The organism is Streptomyces sp. NPDC005863, assembly GCF_042871345.1.
GTDB lineage: Bacteria > Actinomycetota > Actinomycetes > Streptomycetales > Streptomycetaceae > Streptomyces.
On sequence record NZ_JBIAII010000008.1, the window covers coordinates 122,173 to 141,825 of the forward strand.

The 19,653-nt window shown below is 72.1% G+C and carries 10 protein-coding genes and 1 tRNA gene; 1 reads left to right on the forward strand and 10 read right to left on the reverse strand.

Annotated features, from left to right (window positions below; genetic code table 11):
• Positions 1 to 228: 228 nt before the first annotated feature.
• Positions 229 to 2,004, forward strand: coding sequence for a translation initiation factor 2 (locus tag ACFYO9_RS26415; RefSeq protein ID WP_358778689.1), 1,776 nt, complete (start codon positions 229 to 231; stop codon positions 2,002 to 2,004).
• A gap of 21 nt (positions 2,005 to 2,025) precedes the next feature.
• Here the strand turns inward: ACFYO9_RS26415 and ACFYO9_RS26420 are convergent, their stop codons facing one another.
• From ACFYO9_RS26420 to ACFYO9_RS26465, 10 genes are all read right to left on the reverse strand, one after another.
• The gene (locus tag ACFYO9_RS26420) at positions 2,026 to 4,098 is read right to left on the reverse strand and encodes a tetratricopeptide repeat protein (protein WP_358778688.1); all 2,073 of its coding nucleotides are present in this window, start codon (positions 4,096 to 4,098) and stop codon (positions 2,026 to 2,028) included.
• A gap of 290 nt (positions 4,099 to 4,388) precedes the next feature.
• A tRNA-Thr gene (locus ACFYO9_RS26425) sits at positions 4,389 to 4,465 on the reverse strand.
• A 95-nt stretch (positions 4,466 to 4,560) separates the two neighbouring features.
• Positions 4,561 to 6,132 (reverse strand): alpha/beta hydrolase, encoded by a 1,572-nt coding sequence (locus ACFYO9_RS26430; RefSeq protein WP_358778687.1) that lies wholly within the window; start codon positions 6,130 to 6,132, stop codon positions 4,561 to 4,563.
• A gap of 162 nt (positions 6,133 to 6,294) precedes the next feature.
• Positions 6,295 to 7,500, reverse strand: coding sequence for a DNA polymerase III subunit delta' (locus ACFYO9_RS26435; RefSeq protein ID WP_355810988.1), 1,206 nt, complete (start codon positions 7,498 to 7,500; stop codon positions 6,295 to 6,297).
• A gap of 145 nt (positions 7,501 to 7,645) precedes the next feature.
• Positions 7,646 to 10,897, reverse strand: a complete 3,252-nt coding sequence (gene tmk / locus ACFYO9_RS26440) for a dTMP kinase (RefSeq protein WP_358778686.1) — start codon at positions 10,895 to 10,897, stop codon at positions 7,646 to 7,648.
• Between the two features lie 174 nt (positions 10,898 to 11,071).
• Positions 11,072 to 13,912 carry a type I DNA topoisomerase gene (gene topA / locus ACFYO9_RS26445; RefSeq protein ID WP_358778685.1) on the reverse strand — a complete coding sequence of 947 codons (2,841 nt, stop codon included), beginning with the start codon at positions 13,910 to 13,912 and terminating at the stop codon, positions 11,072 to 11,074.
• 488 nt (positions 13,913 to 14,400) lie between these two features.
• Complete coding sequence (locus ACFYO9_RS26450; RefSeq protein ID WP_355810983.1) at positions 14,401 to 14,598, reverse strand: hypothetical protein; 198 nt, start codon at positions 14,596 to 14,598, stop codon at positions 14,401 to 14,403.
• Positions 14,599 to 14,782: 184 nt separating this feature from the next.
• Positions 14,783 to 16,297: a class I SAM-dependent methyltransferase gene (locus ACFYO9_RS26455; protein ID WP_355810982.1), complete on the reverse strand. Its 1,515-nt coding sequence runs from the start codon at positions 16,295 to 16,297 to the stop codon at positions 14,783 to 14,785.
• Between the two features lie 156 nt (positions 16,298 to 16,453).
• Entirely contained in the window at positions 16,454 to 17,041 is a 588-nt protein-coding gene (locus tag ACFYO9_RS26460; RefSeq protein ID WP_355810979.1) for a small secreted protein, read from the reverse strand.
• Positions 17,042 to 17,250: 209 nt separating this feature from the next.
• On the reverse strand, positions 17,251 to 19,653 hold the full coding sequence (locus ACFYO9_RS26465) for a sodium-translocating pyrophosphatase (RefSeq protein ID WP_355810976.1): 2,403 nt from the start codon (positions 19,651 to 19,653) through the stop codon (positions 17,251 to 17,253).

Sequence of the window (19,653 nt, forward strand, 5' to 3'; positions counted from 1 at the left end):
GCCATCCTCTCGGTCCTCAGGGGCGCCGATCAATGCGCGGTACGATCGGCTCATGTCGCCGGAGGAAGCCGAGGAAACCCCCTCTACCTGCGAAAACACCACATCTCGCCCACCGCTCGACGCTAGAATGGACGATTACGGGCGACGGGCGACGGGCGACGGGCGACGGGCGACGGGCGACGGGCGACGGGCGACGGGCGACGGGCGACGGGCGACGGGCGACGGGCCGTGCTTCTTGCCGCTCGGTCCGCGGTGGCCCTGTACCGACTGCTCGACGTGGCCCCGGTCTTCGCCGGTGACGACCGGATCACCCGTCTCTTCACGCTGATTCCGGGCTCCGACTTCGGGGTCGACGTGCTGTCCGCCATCGAAACGATCGGCGGCCGTACGTTGCCGTGGAGCGAGGCGTGCGACCGCTCGTTCGACCTGGTGGTCACCGCGAGCCCCAAAGGCGACCTGAGTCTGCTGCGAGGCCCCCACGTCCTGCTGCCGCACGGCGCCGGCTTCAACAAGGCGCTCCCGGACGAGGGTTCGGCCGATTCGGCGTCCGGACTCGACCCGGCGTACCTGCTGCGCGCGGACACCGCCACACCGACCGCGCCGACCGCGCCGAGCGACCCGCCCATGCCGACCGCCCCGGCCGCCCCGACCGCGCTGCACGCGCTGGCCCACCCCGATCAGCTCGCCCGCCTGTCCTCCGTGGCGCCGCGGGCCACCCGCACGGCGAAGGTGATCGGGGACCCCACGCTGGACCGGCTCCTCGCCTCACTCCCGCTCCGCGACCGCTACCGTGCCGCCCTGCGCACCGGCGACCGCAAGCTCATCGCGCTCGTCTCGACCTGGGGACAGGAGTCCCTCCTGCGGCGACACCCGGACCTGCCGGCCCGACTCGCCGCCCAACTCCCGCACGACGAGTACCAGTTGGCTCTCATCGTCCACCCCAACGAGCGGAGCCTGCTGGGCCGTTACGAGTTGGCCGAGCTGCTCGCCCCGGCGCTCGACGCGGGGATGATCCTCGCGGGCGCGCACGAGGAGTGGGCCTCCGTCCTGATCGCCGCCGACGCCCTGGTCACCGACCACGGTTCCGCCGCTCTCTACTACGCCGCCGCGCAGGACCGGCCCATCGTCGGCGTCGGACGGGGCGGCTCGGAGCTGATCCCGGGCAGCCCGATGGACGTACTCCTGCGCCGAATACCGCAGTTGGGCCCCGGCGACGCCGACGCCGACGCGCTGCCGGAAGAGCTGGCGGGGGCGCCGGCGGAAGAGCTGACGGAAGAGCTGACGGAAGCACTCAAGGCGTACCGGCCGGGTACCGGTCACGCCGCCGCCCAGGCGGCGTTCGCCCACCAAGGCGCAGCCCTGAGCCGGCTGCGCACCGAACTGTACGTACTCCTGGGGCTGTCCCCTCCGCCCTTCGACACCCCTGCCCGGCCGCTGCCTCCGCCCACCCCGGCGACCCGCGCACCCGCGGCGTTCGACGTCGCCGCCGAGGTCACCCCCGAAGGGGTCCGCATCGCGCGTCGCCCCTTGGGCACCGGGACACCCGGGCACCACCTGGCCGCGGAACACGGCGCCGCGAGCGAGGCGCTCACCCGCTCCGCGGGCGTGCTCTACCGGCGCCCCGTCCCGTACTCCGCGACCCCCGCGTCCCCCGGGCCCCCCGCTCCGACCGACCTGCTGTGGTCGTCGGCCGGCTGGACCCGGCACACCCTGTCCGAGTACCCGGGCTGCCGCATGGCCGCGATCGTGCGCCCGTCCGGCCCGTGCCTGCTCACCGTCCGCGGCCATACGCAGTCGTACGTACTCCAGGTCGAGCCGCACCGCGAAGGCGGCCGGATCGCACATCTCGACCCGGCCGTCGCGGTATCGGCCGCGCACGCCTGGCTGACCGCACACCGCGCGAGGCCCACCGCCCCAACCCGCTTTACCTGCCTGGTCGGTGACCGCTCCTTCGCCGTACGACTCGACCCCGCGACGGACGAGGAGACCGAGCAGCCGATATAGGCCCCTTCACGGCAGGACCGCTCAGGCCAGACCGTTGCGCCGCCGGATGTCGTGGGCGGCCGCACGGTGTTCCGCGGCCTGAGCGTCCCGCCCCGCCGCTTCCTCCAATCGGCCCAAGGCGTCATGGACCCGCGCCTGATCGAAGTCGGAACGCCGCTCGCGCGCCCCCTCCAGCGACTGCTCGTACAACCGTCGCGCCTCGTCCGTCCGCCCGAGGCGGGTCAGAACTCCGGCGAGCGCGAAGCCCGTACGCCGACTCATCCGCTCGCGCCGCTGGGCCACCGCCTCCGCGTGCGCATCCGCGAGGAGCAGGTGCGCCACGTCCAACTCGCCGAGTTCCAGGCGGGCTTCCCCCATGCGGTAGGTCTGCAGCATGGCCCCGTAGGGATTGGCGATCGCGAGGTGTACGTCGCGGGACCGGGCGAAGTCCGCCACGGCGGCGGCCCACTCTCCTCGCGCCCCGTTCAGCATGCCCCGGAACTCCAGCACCGAGGCCCGCAGCTTGTGATCCCGTACGTCGTCACCCAGCAGCGCCACGGCGGCCTCGGCGGCGTCGAGTTCACGGCCCGCGGCGCCGAGCTCCCCCGACTCCCAGAGGGGCCGGGCCAGTTGACAGCGAGTGCGCACCAGCCACGCCGCGTTTTGCCCGTGCCGTACCGCGGCGGCCACCGCGAGCCGGAACACCTGCACGGCGTCGGCCCGATAGGGATGATCGAGGGCGTACGTCCACACGGGCTCGGACAGCGCCACGGCCTCCGCGTCGAACCCGCGGTCGTGGGCCGCACGGGCGCAGGCGAACAGCGCGTGCCGCTCCTCGTGGAGCCAGCGGGCGGCGCGCACGGCCCGCGCGGCCCGGTCGGCGTCATCCGCGGCATCCTCCGGATCGGCGAGGGCGACGTCGGGCGCGCCGGGCACCGGGGCGAAGGCATCGGCGACGACGAGCCGCCGCCCGGCGGCGAACCGGTCCGCGCGCTGGGCCTGCCGTACGTACCAGCGCAGCACCCGCGCCCGCGCCGCGGCCACCTCTTCTTCCCCGGCATCCTCACGGGACTGGGACTGGGACTGGGACCGGGACCGCTGCTGGGACTGGGACCGGGACCGCCGTAAAGCGTGCGCACGAAGCGGCCCCGGCAGCCGCAGCCGACGGCCCTCCACACCCCCTGACTCCCCCGGCACCGCACTCATGTCCAGTAGCCCGGCCCGGTCGAGCTCTTCGAGGGCGGCCTCGCAGGACTCCGGCCCCGACCCGAGCAGCGCGGTGGCGGAGTCCACGGTGAACGTCGCCCCGGGATGATGCGCCAACAGCCGATAAAGCAGCGCGGCCGGCCCCGACAGGCGCTCATAGGCGGCGTCCCAGACCCGCTCGACACCGGACACCCCTTTATCCGTCAACTCACCCTGCAACTCCGGGATCAGCCGGGACAACGGCCGCAGCCGATGGGCGCGCACCCACCGCCCCGCGACATGCAGCGCCGCGGGCAGCCCGTCGCACAGCCGCACCAACGCCCGTACGGCTTCCGGGTCTTCGGCGAGCCGCTGGTCCCTGACGATGAGCTCGAGAAGCTCCGCACCGGCCCGTTCCGCCAGCGGAGGCAGCGGAAGGTCGACGGCGGTCCCGTCCTCCAGCTCGTGGAGCAGACCGTGACTCGCGACGATCACCAGACTTCGGCCCGACGCCGGAAGGAGCGGGACGACCTCCGAGGCGTACCTGGCATTGTCCAGGATGAGGACCAGCCCGGCCTGAGAGGTCTTGTTCCAGTACTGCCTGCACCGCGCCTTGAACTGCGCCTCCACCAAGGCCGGCTCCACATCGAGGGAGCACAGGAGCTGCGCCAGCACGTCACCCGGGTCCAGCACGCCGTCCAGCCGGAAGTCGTCGAGGTCCACGGAAAGGACCCCGTCGGGGTAGCGATCGAGCGAGGTCCTGGCGATCAGCCGGGCCAGTTCCGTCTTCCCCAGCCCCGCGGGCCCCCTCAACGACACCACCAACGGCCGCGCCCGCCCCCGCCACTCCTCCACCGCCCGAGCCGCCCGCAGCCTCTCGTCGTCACGATTGACGAAGTGCACGGGTTCCGGCGGAAGCTCAACCCTCATACGACCCTCCCAGCGACGTCCAACGGCCCACTCTAGAGCGGACGTTCATGGGAGTAGCCGGTTCGGCGAGGCGAGCCGGCGCGTGGGCGCGTGGGCGCGTGGGCGCGTGGGCGCGTGGGCGCGTGGGCGCGTGACCATGGGGGCTGCATGCTGCGGCGCGCTGAGAACGATTCGAACACCCGCCAGCCCGGAATCCCGAGCGCGACTCCCGCCGCCGACCGTGACCCAGGCCACCCGGTGCGCGAGAACGAAGAAACCCCAGGTCAGATTAGTCCGACCTGGGGTTCCAGTGGAGCCGCCTTCGGGATTCGAACCCGAGACCTACGCATTACGAGTGCGTTGCTCTGGCCATCTGAGCTAAGGCGGCACGCCGTCCGCACCATCGTGCGATCAGCAACGCGGCCAAGTCTACACAGTTTTCCGGGGTGCTCCGCACACCCCCTCTCCGGGGCCCGGAGAGGGCTATGAGCAGCGCTTTCCGTCCTTGGGGACCGTGCCCTTCAGGAGGTACGCGTTGATCGTCGCGTCGACGCACTCGCTGCCCCGGCCGTACGCCGTGTGGCCGTCGCCCTCGTAGGTGAGGAGGTGCCCGGAGGAGAGCTGGGAGGACAGGGCCTTCGCCCAGCGGTAGGGGGTCGCCGGGTCGCGGGTCGTGCCGGCGACCACGATGGGGGCCGCGCCCTTCGCCTCGATGCGATGGGCCGTACCCGTGGCCTTCACCGGCCAGTACGTGCAGTTCAGCGACGTCCAGGCGAGGCCCTCGCCGAAGACCGGGGAGGCCTTCTCGAAGGCGGGGAGCGCCTTCTTGACGTCGTCCGGCGAGGTGAAGGCGGGCGGCAGGTCCAGGCAGTTCACGGCCGCGTTGGCGAACATCAGGTTCGCGTACTTTCCGTTGCTGTCCCGCTCGTAGTAGCCGTCGGACAGCACGAGCAGACCCGAGCCGTCGCGGTTCTTCATCGCCGAGGTGAGCGCGTCCCGCAGCTGCGGCCAGCCCGCCTCGTCGTACATCGCGGCGATCACGCCCGTCGTGGCGAGCGCCTCGCCGAGCCTGCGGCCGCCGCTGCCGCTCGTGGGCAGCGGCTTCCCGTCCAGCTCGTCCAGGAAGGCCTTCAGCCGCCGGCCCGCGTCCGCCGGGCTCTTGCCGCCCAGTGGGCAGTCCGCGCCCCGCGAGACGCAGTCCTTCGCGAAGGACCGGAACGCCGTCTCGAAGCCGGCGGTCTGCTCCTCGTTCATGCGGCGCGCGGACAGCGAGGGGTCCATCGCGCCGTCGAGGACCAGGCGGCCCACCCGCTCGGGGTAGAGCTCCGCGTACGTCGCGCCGAGGAACGTCCCGTACGACGCACCCACGTACGACAGCTTGTCGTCGCCCAGCGCCGCGCGAAGGACATCCATGTCGCGCGCCGCCTCGACCGTAGACACATGCGGCAGGATGCCGGCCGACCGCTCCTGGCACCCCGTCGCGAACGTCTCATACGCGGAGCGCAGCGCCTCCGTCTCGCGCCGGTCGTCGGGCGTGACGTCGGTCTGCGTGAACAGGTCCATGCGCGCGCCGTCGAGGCAGGTGACCGGCTCGCTGCGGGCCACCCCGCGCGGGTCGACGGCGACCATGTCGTAGTGGGCGCGGACCTCGGAGGGGTAGCCGAGCCCCGCGTACGACTGGAGGTAGCCGATCGCCGAGCCGCCGGGGCCGCCCGGGTTGACCAGGAGTGAGCCGAGGCGGCCGCTCTTCTTGGTGGCCTGCTTGCGGGCGACCGCCAGCTTGATGTCGCCCGCCGCGGGCTCGGCGTAGTCGAGCGGCGCCTTCATGGTGGAGCACTCGAAACCGGGGACACCGCACTCGTGCCACTTCAGCTGCTGCCCGTAGTACGGCGCGAGCTCGGCCGGCGTCGCGCGGGAGACCGACGCCAGGGAGGCCTCCGTCGTCGAACTCCCCGCCGAGCAGCCGGAGACGAGCAGCCCTGCGGTGACCAGCAGAGTGCCGCACGTACGGGGGGAGAGGAGACGGCTGCGACGGCCGCGACGGCTGAGGTCCATCACGCGAGGGTAACTCTCCGCGTGCCCCTCGTTACTCAGCGCGCCCGTACGAGTGACCCCGTCAACAGGCGGCCGGGCGCCGGGCGACTAAATCCCGGTCGCTCCGCTCACGCCCGCAGGGCCCGTCACCTCACCCCGCTCCGCTCCCTCCCGCAGGACCCGTCACCCCGCCCGCAGCGCCACCGTCATCGCCTCCACCGCGAGCAGCGGCGCGACATTGCGGTCCAGAGCCGTGCGGCAGGCGCCGATCGCCTCGATGCGGCGCAGCGTGGACTCCGGCGACGAGCCGAGCGCCAGCCGCTGCAGCATGTCCTGCACCTCCGTGTTGGCGATCGCCACCCGTGAGCCCAGCTGCAACGCGAGCACGTCACGGTAGAGCGCGGTCAGCTCGGTGAGGGCGAGATCGAGGCTGTCCCGCTGCGTACGCGTCCTGCGGCGCTTCTGACGGTCCTCCAGCTCCTTCATCACGCCGGCCGTGCCGCGCGGCATCCGGCCGCCCTGGCCCGCGCCGAGCGCCGCCTTCAGCTCGTCGGTCTCCTTGGTGTCGACCTCCTCGGCGACCTGCTTGGCGTCGTCGGTCGCCGTGTCGATCAGCTCCTGCGCCGCCTTCAGGCAGCCGCCGATCTCCGTGACCCGCAGCGGCAGCTTCAGGACGGCGGCCCTGCGCTCCCGCGCGCGCGGGTCGGTGGCCAGGCGCCGGGCTCGGCCGATGTGGCCCTGGGTCGCGCGCGCGGCGGCCGCGGCGACGCCGGGCTCGATGCCGTCCCTGCGTACGAGCACGTCGGCGACCGCTTCCACCGGAGGCGTACGCAACGTCAGGTGCCGGCAGCGGGAGCGGATGGTCGGCAGCACATCCTCCAGGGACGGCGCGCAGAGCAGCCACACGGTGCGGGGGGCGGGCTCCTCCACGGCCTTCAGGAGGACGTTCCCCGCGCCTTCGGTGAGGCGGTCGGCGTCCTCCAGGACGATGACCTGCCAGCGTCCGACGGCGGGGGAGAGCTGGGCGCGGCGGACGAGGTCGCGGGTCTCCTTCACGCCGATGGACAGCAGGTCCGTACGCACCACTTCGACGTCCGCGTGGGTGCCGATCAGGCTCGTGTGACAGCCGTCGCAGAAGCCGCAGCCGGGGGCACCGCCCAGGGCACGGTCGGGGCTGGTGCACTGCAGGGCGGCGGCGAACGCGCGCGCGGCGGTGGACCGGCCGGAGCCGGGCGGGCCCGTGAACAGCCAGGCGTGCGTCATCTTCGACGCCTCCGGGGGCGGGGTGGCGGTGGCGACGGCCGTCACCAGCGCGTCGGCGTCCCGCGCGGCGGCGCCCAGCTGCTCGCTCACCCGCTCCTGCCCCACCAGGTCGTCCCACACGCTCATGGGGTCACCGCCTTACGCTGCGCTCTGCCATCGACCACCGGACTGCCCATTGTGGGGGACGCCACTGACAATCCCGGGCCCGGCGGTTCGGCCCACCCCGGGCCCGGTGGCTCAGCGGCCCTTCCTCGGCCGCCGGCTCCGTGGCTCAGCGGCCCTTCCGGCCGCGCCTGCCCCGGCCGCCCTTGCCCTCGTCCTGGCCCGCGTCCCCGTTCCGTACGTCGTGCCCGGCCTCGTCGTCCTCGTGCGAGCCGAGCAACTCGTCCGCCAGCGACGGCAGGTCGTCGAGCGGTGTCTCCTCCGCCCACTCCGGGCGCGGTCGCCGGGGCACGCCCAGCTCGTCGACCTGGGGCAGTTCCCGGGTGCGCTCGTTCTCCCCGTCGGGGGTCGCCCCCCGCTCCTCCCGCTCGTCCCTGAAGTAGCCCGGCGGCACCTTGTCCTCGGTGACCGCGGGCAGGACGGCCGTCTCGTCGGCGGCCCCTTCGGGAACGGGCGGCTGCGGCAGCACCTCGGTGTCGTCGGCGCCGGACCCGACCGTCGGCAGCACGGCCGTCTCGTCGGCCGCACCGGACGGCGGCTTCACCACGGGAGTGGGCACGGTGGTCTCGTTGTCCGGCACGGCATCCTCGGCCACCGCGGGGGACGCGGCCTCCGAAGACTGCGCCGCCTCCGAAGACCCCGACTTCGACGCAGCCCCCGAAGAGGCGGACCCCGAAGCCGCAGACGGAGACGCAGACGCAGACGCAGCCGGAGACGCAGACCGCGCGGACGCCGCCTTCGCCGCAGCCGCAGCCGCCGCCGTCGACGCCGCCGCAGCGGAAGCCGCCGCGAGCCGCCGCGCCTCCTCCGCGCGCAGCAGCGCCTCCTCGGCCTTGCGCTGCTTCTCGAGCCGTCGCTCCTCCGCCTCGGCCCTGCGCCGCGCCTCTTCCTCGGCCTCGCGGCGCCTGCGCTCCTCCTCGGCCGCCCGCGCCTTCTCCTCGGCGAGCAGCCTCGCCTGCTCCTCCTCGGCCTTGCGGCGGGCCTCCTCGGCGCGCTTCTTGGCCTCCTCGGCCTGGCGCTCGGCCTCGCGGCGCTGCGCCTCCTCCAGCTCGCGCCGCTTGCGGGCCTCCTCCTCGGCGCGGAGCTTGGCGAGCTGCTCCTGGCGCTCGCGCTCCAGGCGCTCCTCCTCGGCCTTGCGCGCGGCCTCTTCCTCGGCCTTGCGGCGCGCCTCTTCCTCGGCGGCCTTGCGGGCCTCCTCGCGCGCCGTGATCTCCGCCTCGGAGAGCGGAAGCACGACGTCGAGCCGGTGCCGGATGACGGTGGTGACCGCCTCCGGCTCCTGGGAGGCGTCGACGATCAGGTACCGCCCCGGGTCGGCGGCGGCGAGCGTGAGGAAACCGGAGCGCACGCGCGCGTGGAACTCGGCCGGCTCCGACTCGAGGCGGTCGGGCGCCTCCGTGAACCGCTCGCGGGCGGCCTCGGGGGACACGTCGAGCAGGCAGGTCAGATGCGGTACGAGACCGCCGGTGGCCCAGCGGTTGATGCGGGCGATCTCCGTCGGCGACAGGTCGCGCCCGGCGCCCTGGTAGGCGACGGACGAGTCGATGTAGCGGTCGGAGATGACCACGGCGCCGCGCTCCAGGGCGGGGCGTACGACGGTGTCGACGTGCTCCGCGCGGTCGGCGGCGTACAGCAGCGCCTCGGAGCGGTGCGAGAGGCCGGCCGACGAGACGTCGAGCAGGATCGACCGCAGCCGCTTGCCGACGGGCGTCGCACCCGGCTCGCGCGTGACGACGACCTCGTGGCCCTTGTCGCGGATCCACTCGGCGAGCGCCTCGGCCTGCGTCGACTTGCCCGCGCCGTCGCCGCCCTCCAGGGCGATGAAGAAGCCGGTGGCGCAGGTCGCCTGCGCCGGGTCGTCGCCGCCGCGCAGCGCGTCGAGCAGGTCGTGCCGCAGCGGGACGCCCTGCCGGTCGTCGGCCTTGGCGAGGACCAGCGCGGCCACCGGCAGCAGCAGCGCGCCGACCAGCATCAGCGTGAAGGCGGCGCCCCCGTGGTCGAAGACGAACTTGCCGTTGACCATGCGGTGCGGCCCGATCAGGGCGGCGACCACCGGGGCCACCAGCGCGCCGAGCGCGAGGAACAGCCGTACGACCGCGTGCAGGTGCTCGGTGGTGCGGGCCCTGCGGTGGTCCTCGACCTCCTGGTCGAGCAGCGCGTGCCCGGTGTTCGCGGCGACGCCCGCGGCGACCCCCACGAGGACGAGGAGCAGCAGCACGGTCGTCACGTCGGGCACGAGGCCCGCGGCGAGCAGCGCGACACCGGTCAGCGCGATGGCGAGCGCGAACAGCCTGCGGCGCGAGAGGGACGGCAGCAGGGACGGGGCGGTGCGGATGCCGATGGCGGTGCCGCCGGTCAGGGCGAGGACGATCAGGCCGTACGCGACGGGCCCGCCGCCGAGGTCCTTGGCCTGCAGGACGGCGACGGCGACGGCCGCCGCGACGGCGGAGGCGACGGCGGTGCAGGCCGCGACGAGGAGCGGGATCGCGCCGGTGCGGCCCTTGTCGGGGCCGCTGCCGGTGCCGGTGCGCGGCCTGCGCAGCCCTTCGAGGGGGCTGCGCGCGCGGGGCGTCTGCGTACCGGGAAGGTCGAGGACGTAGACGATCGAGAGCGACGCGGCGAAGAGCCCGGCCGCCACGAAGGAGGCGAGCCCGGCCTGGTGCAGCTCGAACCATTCGAGGCCGGCGCCCAGGAGATTGCCGATGAGGGTGATGACGACGAGGATCGTGGCCGCGACCGGCACCGCGAGGAATCCGGTGCGCAGGGACAGCCGCCGCAGCGCGTCCATGTGGTCCGGCAACGGCCTTATCGTCGCGCCCTCCAGGGGCGGCGCGGGCAGCAGCGCGGGCGCCGCGCTCTCCTTGGCGACCGTCCAGAAGCGCTCGGCGACCCCGATGACGAAGGCCGTCACCAGGATCATCGCGAGGGCGTTGTCCGGGGTCCAGTCGATCCACAGGGGCGCGACGATCAGCAGTGCGGCCCGCACGCCGTCGGCCCCGACCATGGTCCAGCGGCGGTCGAGGGGCCCGTCCGGCGATGTGAGTGAGGTGAGCGGACCCAAGAGCACCGCTCCGAAGAGCAGCGTCGCGAGAACGCGCGCTCCGAAGACGGCGGTCACGGCGAGGGCCGCGCCCCGGTAACCGCCTCCGAAGGCGGCCTCGGAGATGCTCGACTGGAGCGCGAGGATCACCAGGACGAGCAGTGCGAGCGCGTCGCCGACACTGTCGACGAGATGGGCGCTCCACAACCTCTTCAGCTGCGGTACGCGCAGCAAGGCGCGGACGGCACGCTCTCGGGAATCTGCGACCAGGGCGTCGTCGGGGGCCGGAATTCCGGCCGTTGGCTGCTCGGCACGCGTCATCCGTCCAGCCTATCTGGACGGACCGCGGTCCCGTGGAGCCACCCGAACAAACGACCGTCTGGTCCCCTTGCAGGCGGAACGTGCCGTTTCAGGGCGCCATATAGGGGCGCGAAAACGCCTCGTGCCGGGCACCTCGACTGACGAGGCACCCGGCACGCAAGGAGGAGAAGAAGCTCAGTCCTCCGAAGCCGCCGGGGACGAAGCCGCCGTCTTCTTGGCGGTCGTCTTCTTGGCGGTCGTCTTCTTCGCCGCGGTGGTCGTCTTCTTGGCCGCCGTTTTCTTGGCGGCGGTCTTCTTGGCGGGCGCCTTCTTGGCCGGTGCCTTCTTGGCGGCCTTCTTCGCCGTCTTCTTGGCCGGCCCCTTCGCCCGCTTCTCCGCGAGGAGTTCGTAACCCCGCTCCGGAGTGATGTCCTCCACGGAGTCCGCCGCGCGCAGGGTCGCGTTCGTCTCGCCGTCGGTGACGTACGCCCCGAAGCGGCCGTCCTTGACGACGACCGGCTTCTTGCTGACCGGGTCCTCGCCGAGCTCCTTCAGGGGCGGCTTCGCCGCGGCGCGGCCACGCTGCTTCGGCTTGGAGTAGATCTCCAGAGCCTCCTCCAGCGTGATCGTGAAGAGCTGCTCCTCGGTGTCGATCGACCGGGAGTCCGTGCCCTTCTTCAGATACGGGCCGTACCGGCCGTTCTGCGCGGTGATCTCGACGCCCTCGGCGTCGATGCCGACCACGCGCGGCAGGGACATCAGCTTGAGGGCGTCCGCGAGGGTGACCGTGTCGAGCGACATGGACTTGAAGAGCGAGGCGGTGCGCGGCTTGACCGCGTTCTTGCCGGTCTTCGGGGTGCCCTCGGGCAGGATCTCCGTCACGTACGGGCCGTAGCGGCCGTCCTTGGCGACGATCTGGCGGCCGGTCTCCGGGTCCGCGCCCAGCTCGAAGTCGCCGCTCGGCTTGGCGAGCAGCTCCTCCGCGTACTCGACGGTGAGCTCGTCGGGCGCCATGTCGTCGGGGATGTCCGCGCGCTGGTGCTCCTCCGAGTCGCGCTCACCCCGCTCGATGTAGGGGCCGTAGCGGCCGACGCGCAGCACGATGCCGTCGCCCACCGGGAAGGACGAGATCTCCCTGGCGTCGATCGCGCCCAGGTCGGTGACGAGCTCCTTGAGGCCGCCGAGGTGGTCGCCGTCGCCGTTGCCGGCGTCGGAAGCCGCGCCCGTGGCGTCGCCCTCGCCGAAGTAGAAGCGCCGCAGCCACGGCACGGCCTGCGCCTCACCGCGGGCGATGCGGTCGAGGTCGTCCTCCATCTTGGCGGTGAAGTCGTAGTCGACGAGCCGCCCGAAGTGCTTCTCGAGGAGGTTGACGACGGCGAAGCTCAGGAAGGAGGGGACGAGCGCCGTCCCCTTCTTGAAGACGTAGCCGCGGTCGAGGATCGTGCCGATGATCGACGCGTACGTCGACGGGCGGCCGATCTCGCGCTCTTCGAGCTCCTTGACCAGGCTGGCCTCGGTGTAGCGGGCCGGCGGCTTGGTGGCGTGGCCGTCGACGGAGATCTCGTCGGCGGTGAGCGCGTCGCCCTCGTCGACCTGCGGGAGCCTGCGCTCACGGTCGTCCAGCTCGGCGTTCGGGTCGTCGGCGCCCTCCACGTAGGCTTTGAGGAAGCCGTGGAAGGTGATGGTCTTGCCGGACGCGCTGAACTCGGCGTCGCGGCCGTCGGCGGCGCGGCCGCCGATCTTCACCGTGACGGAGTTGCCGGTCGCGTCCTTCATCTGGGAGGCGACGGTCCGCTTCCAGATCAGCTCGTAGAGCCGGAACTGGTCGCCGGTCAGGCCGGTCTCGGCGGGCGTGCGGAAACGATCACCCGACGGGCGGATCGCCTCGTGCGCCTCCTGCGCGTTCTTGACCTTGCCGGCGTACGTGCGCGGCTTGTCCGGCAGGTAGTCGCTGCCGTAGAGCTGCGTGACCTGCGCGCGGGCGGCGCCGACCGCCGTGTCGGACAGGGTCGTGGAGTCCGTACGCATGTAGGTGATGAAGCCGTTCTCGTACAGCTTCTGGGCCACCTGCATGGTCGCCTTGGCGCCGAAGCCGAGCTTGCGGCTCGCCTCCTGCTGCAACGTCGTCGTACGGAACGGGGCGTACGGCGAGCGGCGGTACGGCTTGGACTCGACCGAACGTACGGAGAAGTTCGTGTCCTGGAGCGCCGCGGCCAGCGAGCGGGCGTTGGCCTCGTCCAGGTGCAGCGTGCCCGTGCTGTTGGCCTTCAGCTGCCCGACCGAGTTGAAGTCGCGGCCCTGGGCGACGCGCTTGCCGTCGACCGTGGTGAGGCGCGCGACCAGCTGCGAGGGGTCGGAGGCGTCACCGGCGCGGCCGGTGCCGAAGGTGCCGGTCAGGTCCCAGTACTCGGCGGAGCGGAAGGCGATGCGCTCGCGCTCCCGCTCGACGACGAGGCGGGTGGCCACGGACTGCACACGGCCCGCCGACAGGCGCGGCATGACCTTCTTCCACAGGACCGGCGAGACCTCGTAGCCGTAGAGGCGGTCGAGGATGCGGCGGGTCTCCTGGGCGTCGACCATGCGCTTGTTGAGCTCGCGCGGGTTGGCGACGGCGCTGCGGATCGCGTCCTTGGTGATCTCGTGGAAGACCATCCGGTGGACGGGAACCTTGGGCTTCAGGACCTCCAGGAGGTGCCACGCGATGGCTTCGCCCTCGCGGTCCTCATCGGTGGCGAGGAAGAGTTCGTCGGAGTCCTTCAGCAGGTCCTTGAGCTTCTTGACCTGCGCCTTCTTGTCGGCGTTGACGACATAGATGGGCTGGAAGTCGTGCTCGACGTCCACGCCGAGGCGGCGCACCTCGCCGGTGTACTTCTCGGGCACCTCCGCGGCGCCGTTGGGGAGGTCGCGGATGTGCCCGACGCTGGCCTCGACTACGTAGCCGGGGCCGAGGTAGCTCTTGATCGTCTTCGCCTTGGCAGGCGACTCGACGATGACGAGTCGGCGGCCGCCCTGTGCGGTCTCGCTGGTCGGGGACAACTTCGCTCTTCTCTCCGGTCGACGCTCGGTGGCACTGCTCGGTGGCGCTGCACGGTGACGTTGCTCGTGGCAGTGCGGGGGCAGTGCCCGCTTGGCTGGCAGTGCCCGCATGGCTTGCGTTGCGCTGTCGCTGCGGAGTGTGACGGTACATCCCGCCCCCGTGTCAAACGGGGAAAGCCCGCAACGGCCACTCGAACGGTAACCCGACTACCGCCATTCCTGCCGCCCGGAGTGACGACCTGCTGTCCCGGGCCCCGGCCGGGCGCCGGCCGCGGCCGCACCTGCGTGATCGCTGGGGAGCCGGGGTCCGGAGGGTCGGAAGGGGAGCGTCCGCGGGGCGGGCCGAGGGGGCGCGGCGGGCCTGGAGGGAAGCCGTCACCGGGCCCGAAGAGGAGCGTCGGGCCTGCGGGGCGCGGTCACCGGCGGTCTCGGCGACCGGCCGCCCGGTCAACCGGAATGACTAGGTCCGGCCGACTGCCGGACCCACGTCACAGCCTCGTGAAGCACCAGGCGCCGAGGAGCAGGGCAGCCGATCCGGCGAGTGCGGCGACGGTCGCCGATGCGACGGGGCTCACACCCTGGGCGACCGGGGCGCGGTGCGCGACACGCGCGCCGGTCCACAGCAGCAGCCCGGCGCCGAACAGCGCGAACACCGTCCCCGCGAAGATCGCCGGCCCGCTCTCCATGGTCCTGCCTCCCCGTGCCGAATGCCTCTGCCGGGAGGCTGACACACACGGGAATCGGACATACGAAATCGGGGTGAACGACGGATTGTCGTCCGGTTTCCGGCACCCTGCGGCGTACTCCCGGCCCCTCGGCCGCGTACTCCCCGGCCTCCTCCGCCGTGTACTCCCCGACCTCCCCCGCTCCCTACTCCCCCACCGGCAGCAGGAACCCCTGCCGTACGAGGAGCCTGATCTGCTCGGGCGTCCGGTCGCGCAGCAACACCGGGTCCTCCCCGACCAGTTGGGCGATGGCGTCCAGGATCCGTCCCGCGCTCAGCGAGCCGTCGCACACGCCCGCGAACCCGGCGCCCACCGTGTCCACCTTGGTGGCCCGCCGCATCCCGCGGTGCTGGCGCAGCACGACGTGCTCCGGGTCCTCGGCGCCCGGCAGCCCGACCTGCTCCTGCACGACCTCGTCGGCGAGCTTGAAGTGCGCGGCGAGCAGCGCGGCGTCGTCGTGCGTGCGCAGGTACTCCTGCCGTTCGAAGAACCCCCGCACCGTCTCGCCCAGCGGCTGCTCGACGGGGTGCGGCCACTCCTCCACGGTGACGGTCGGCTCGGCGGCCGCCGTCTTGCGCAGCGTGATCCAGCCGAACCCGACGGCCCGCGTGCCCCGCGCCTCGAACTCGTCCAGCCACGCGTCGTACCGCGCGGCGTACTGCCCCGGGTCCGTGTGGTGGTCCCCCGCGTCCCGCAGCCACAGCTCGGCGTACTGCGTGATGTCCTGCACCTCGCGCTGCACGATCCAGGCGTCGCAGTCGCGCGGCACCCAGGAGCGCAGGCGGTCCTGCCACTCCTCGCCGTCCACGTGCTGCCAGTTGGCCAGGAAGTGCGCGTACCCCCCTTCGTTCAGGTACTCCCCCGCCTCCTGAACGAGCGACCGGCACAGATCGTCCCCGCCCATCCCGCCGTCCCGGTAGGTGAGCCGGGCGCCGGGCGAGATCACGAACGGCGGGTTGGAGACGATCAGGTCGTACGTCTCGTCGGCCACCGGCCCGTAGAGCGAGCCCTCCCGCAGGTCCGCCTGCGGAGCCCCGGAGAGCGCCAGGGTGAGCCGGGTGAACCGCAGCGCACGGGGGTTCAGATCGGTCGCCGTCACGCGCGTGGCGTGCTGTGCGGCGTGCAGCGCCTGGATGCCGGAACCGGTGCCGAGGTCGAGGGCGCTCGCGACGGGCGTGCGCACCGTGATCCCGGCGAGGGTCGTGGACGCGCCGCCGACCCCGAGGACGACGCCCTCCTCGTGCTTGCCGATGCCGCCCGCGCCGCCGACCGCGCAGCCCAGGTCGGAGACGATGAACCAGTCCTCGCCGCTCGGTCCGCCGTACGGACGTACGTCCACCGTCGCCCGCAGCTCCCCCTCCCGCTCCGTCAGCCAGCCGCTCTCCAGGAGCGCGTCGACGGGCAGGACGTCGGCCACGCGCGCGCGTGCCACCGATTCCTGCAGCAGGAAGAGGCGTACGAGCGCCGCGAGCGTCCCGTCCCCGCGCGTGGCGCGCAGCGCGGGCACGGTCTCGCTGCGGGCGAGCGCGGTGTACGCGGGCGCCCCGAGCAGCTCGAGCAGCCCGTCGGCGGTGAAGTCGGCGCCGAGCAGCGCCTCGCGCAGGGAGGCGGCCACGTCGGCGTTGTCGGACGAGGGCAGGGGAAGGCTGGCATTACTCACCCGCCCATTGTGGCCCGGGAGGTGCGCCGACGCCCTCGGCACCGCCAGGGGCGCCGAGGGCGTCGGGCACGTACGACCATCGAACGTACGGTCGGCAGGGGTGAGCAGACGCACGGTCACCAGGGACGAGTGACCGGGCGGGGCCCGGGGTGGGTCCTAGCTCTTGGCGGACGGCGTGGCGGACGCGCTCTTGCAGCTGTCCTGCTTGCCCATCGCCTTGCCGACCTCCCCCTCCTGCAGCTTCTCCAGCGCTTCGTTGCCGCTCTTGCTCAGCTTGTCGAGCTCGCCCGCGACGTCCTTGAGGCCGTCCGCGAAGTCCGCCTGGTTCTTGGTGTCCAGGCCGTCGACCTGCTTCTTGAGGTCGCCGTACGACTTGGAGATGCCGTTGAGTTCCTTGACGGCGTCGTCCGTCTTCTTCTTGCCGTCGTCGACCGGCGGGGCGCCCGCGCTCTTCACGGCGTTGCCCATCGACTTGTAGGCGTCGGACATGTCCTGGAACGCCTTGGAGTCGGTCTTCTGGACGTCGCCCGGGGAGCTGTTGTCGGAGGTCTCCTTCTGGATCGCGGCGTTGGCGTCCGCGATCTTCTTCGACTGCGGCTGTACGGAGTCACAGACCTTCTTGGCCCAGTTGTCGAGCTTCTCGTTGCCGTCGTCGCTGCTGCACCCGGACAGAGCGAGTACCAGTACCGCACCGCCGGACAGTGCGGCTGCAAGCTTCTTGTTCACCGGATTGGTCCCTTCCATGGCTCTCGGCCCCGGAACTTACACGCCAACTGGGCGACAACCGCATGTCGGGGGCTCGGTACCACCCCTATTGCAGCCATTTGCACCAAGCGGCGTCAGGCTACGGAGCGCGAGAGAAGCCTCACGGGTCCACCCGGGCACGCGGACGGGCGGACGGCGCCTCAAAAAGCGCCGCCCGCCCGTGTGTTGGGCCCGTTGCCGGGCCGGGGTCAGGAGACCACGGCCGGGTCCGCCGGCTTGGCCACCCGCTCGGCGTTGTTCTCGTCCCCGACGGCGATGCCGCGCCGCTTGGAGACGTAGACCGCGCCGATGATGATCGCGATGGAGAGCACCGCGATCAGCACCCGCATCCCGACGCTGGCGTCGTCCCCGTAGCTGAACTTGATGACCGCCGGCGCGATGAGCAGCGCCACCAGGTTCATCACCTTCAGCAGGGGGTTGATCGCCGGACCCGCGGTGTCCTTGAACGGGTCGCCGACCGTGTCACCGATGACGGTCGCGGCGTGCGCCTCGCTTCCCTTGCCGCCGTGGTGGCCGTCCTCGACGAGCTTCTTGGCGTTGTCCCAGGCACCACCGGAGTTGGCCAGGAAGACCGCCATGAGGGTGCCCGTGCCGATCGCGCCGGCCAGGAACGAGCCGAGCGCGCCGACGCCGAGCGAGAAGCCGACCGCGATCGGCGTGAGCACGGCGAGCAGACCCGGCGTGGCCAGCTCGCGCAGCGCGTCCTTGGTGCAGATGTCGACGACGCGCCCGTACTCGGGCTCCTCGGAGTAGTCCATGATCCCGGGGTGCTCGCGGAACTGCCGCCGCACCTCGTAGACCACGGCGCCCGCCGACCGCGACACCGCGTTGATCGCGAGCCCCGAGAAGAGGAAGACGACCGCGGCGCCGAGGATGAGCCCCACCAGGTTGTTGGGCTGTGAGATGTCCATCACGAGGTTCATCGGGGCGCCGTCGCCGAGTTTCTCGTTGACGTCCTTGGCCGCTTCCGCGATGGCGTCGCGGTAGGAGCCGAAGAGCGCCGAGGCCGCGAGGACCGCGGTCGCGATGGCGATGCCCTTGGTGATGGCCTTGGTGGTGTTGCCGACGGCGTCCAGGTCGGTGAGCACCTGCGCGCCCGCGCCCTCGACGTCACCGGACATCTCGGCGATGCCCTGCGCGTTGTCGGAGACGGGACCGAAGGTGTCCATGGCGACGATGACGCCGACCGTGGTCAGCAGCCCCGTACCGGCGAGCGCGACCGCGAAGAGCGCGAGCATGATCGACGTGCCGCCGAGCAGGAACGCCCCGTACACGCCGAGCCCGATCAGCAGCGCGGTGTAGACGGCCGATTCCAGGCCGAGCGAGATGCCGGCGAGGACCACGGTGGCCGGGCCGGTCAGCGAGGTCTTCCCGATGTCCTGGACGGGACGCCGGTTGGTCTCGGTGAAGTAGCCGGTCAGCTGCTGGATCAGCGCGGCCATCACGATGCCGATGGCCACGGCGACGAGCGCGAGGACCCGCGGATCGCCGTCATGGCCCTTGATCGCCGCGTCGGTGACCCCGTCCAGGTCGGTGTACGAGGACGGGAGGTACGCGAAGACGGCCCCGGCCACGAGCGCCAGCGAGATGAACGCGGAGATGAAGAACCCGCGGTTGATCGCGCTCATGCCACTGCGGTCGGAGCGCCGGGGCGCCACCGCGAAGATGCCGATCATCGCCGTCACGACGCCGATGGCCGGGACGATCAGCGGGAAGGCGAGGCCGGAGTCACCGAACGCCACCTTCCCGAGGATCAGCGCGGCGACCAGCGTCACGGCGTACGACTCGAAGAGGTCGGCGGCCATACCGGCACAGTCGCCGACGTTGTCGCCCACGTTGTCGGCGATGGTCGCGGCATTACGCGGATCGTCCTCCGGAATGCCCTGCTCGACCTTGCCGACCAGGTCGGCGCCGACGTCGGCGGCCTTGGTGAAGATGCCGCCGCCGACACGCATGAACATCGCGATCAGCGCCGCGCCGAGGCCGAAGCCTTCGAGCACCTTCGGCGCGTCGGCCGCGTAGACGAGCACCACACAGGAGGCGCCCAGAAGACCGAGCCCCACCGTGAACATGCCGACGACGCCGCCCGTGCGGAAAGCGATCTTCATGGCCTTGTGCGAGACGGCGGTGAGATCCTTTTCGGGTTCACCTTCCGAGGGAGTGGCCTCCCGGGCGGCGGCCGCCACGCGCACATTGCTGCGCACGGCGAGCCACATACCGATATAGCCGGTGGTGGCCGAGAACGCCGCACCGATCAAGAAGAAGATCGATCGTCCGGCGCGCTGATTCCAGTCGTCCGCGGGAAGCAGCATGAGCAGGAAGAACACCACGACGGCGAATACGCCGAGGGTGCGCAGCTGTCGGCCCAGATAGGCATTCGCGCCCTCCTGGACCGCTGCCGCGATCTTCTTCATGCTGTCGGTGCCCTCGCCCGCCGCGAGCACCTGGCGGACCAGGACTCCCGCGACGACGAGCGCCGCGAGTGCGACGGCCGCGACGACGATCACGATGATCCGATTGTCGTCCGTAAGGACTGCGGCTGCGAAGGTTGAGGGGTGGTCAAACTGATGAGGGGTAGAAAGCCCCGCCAT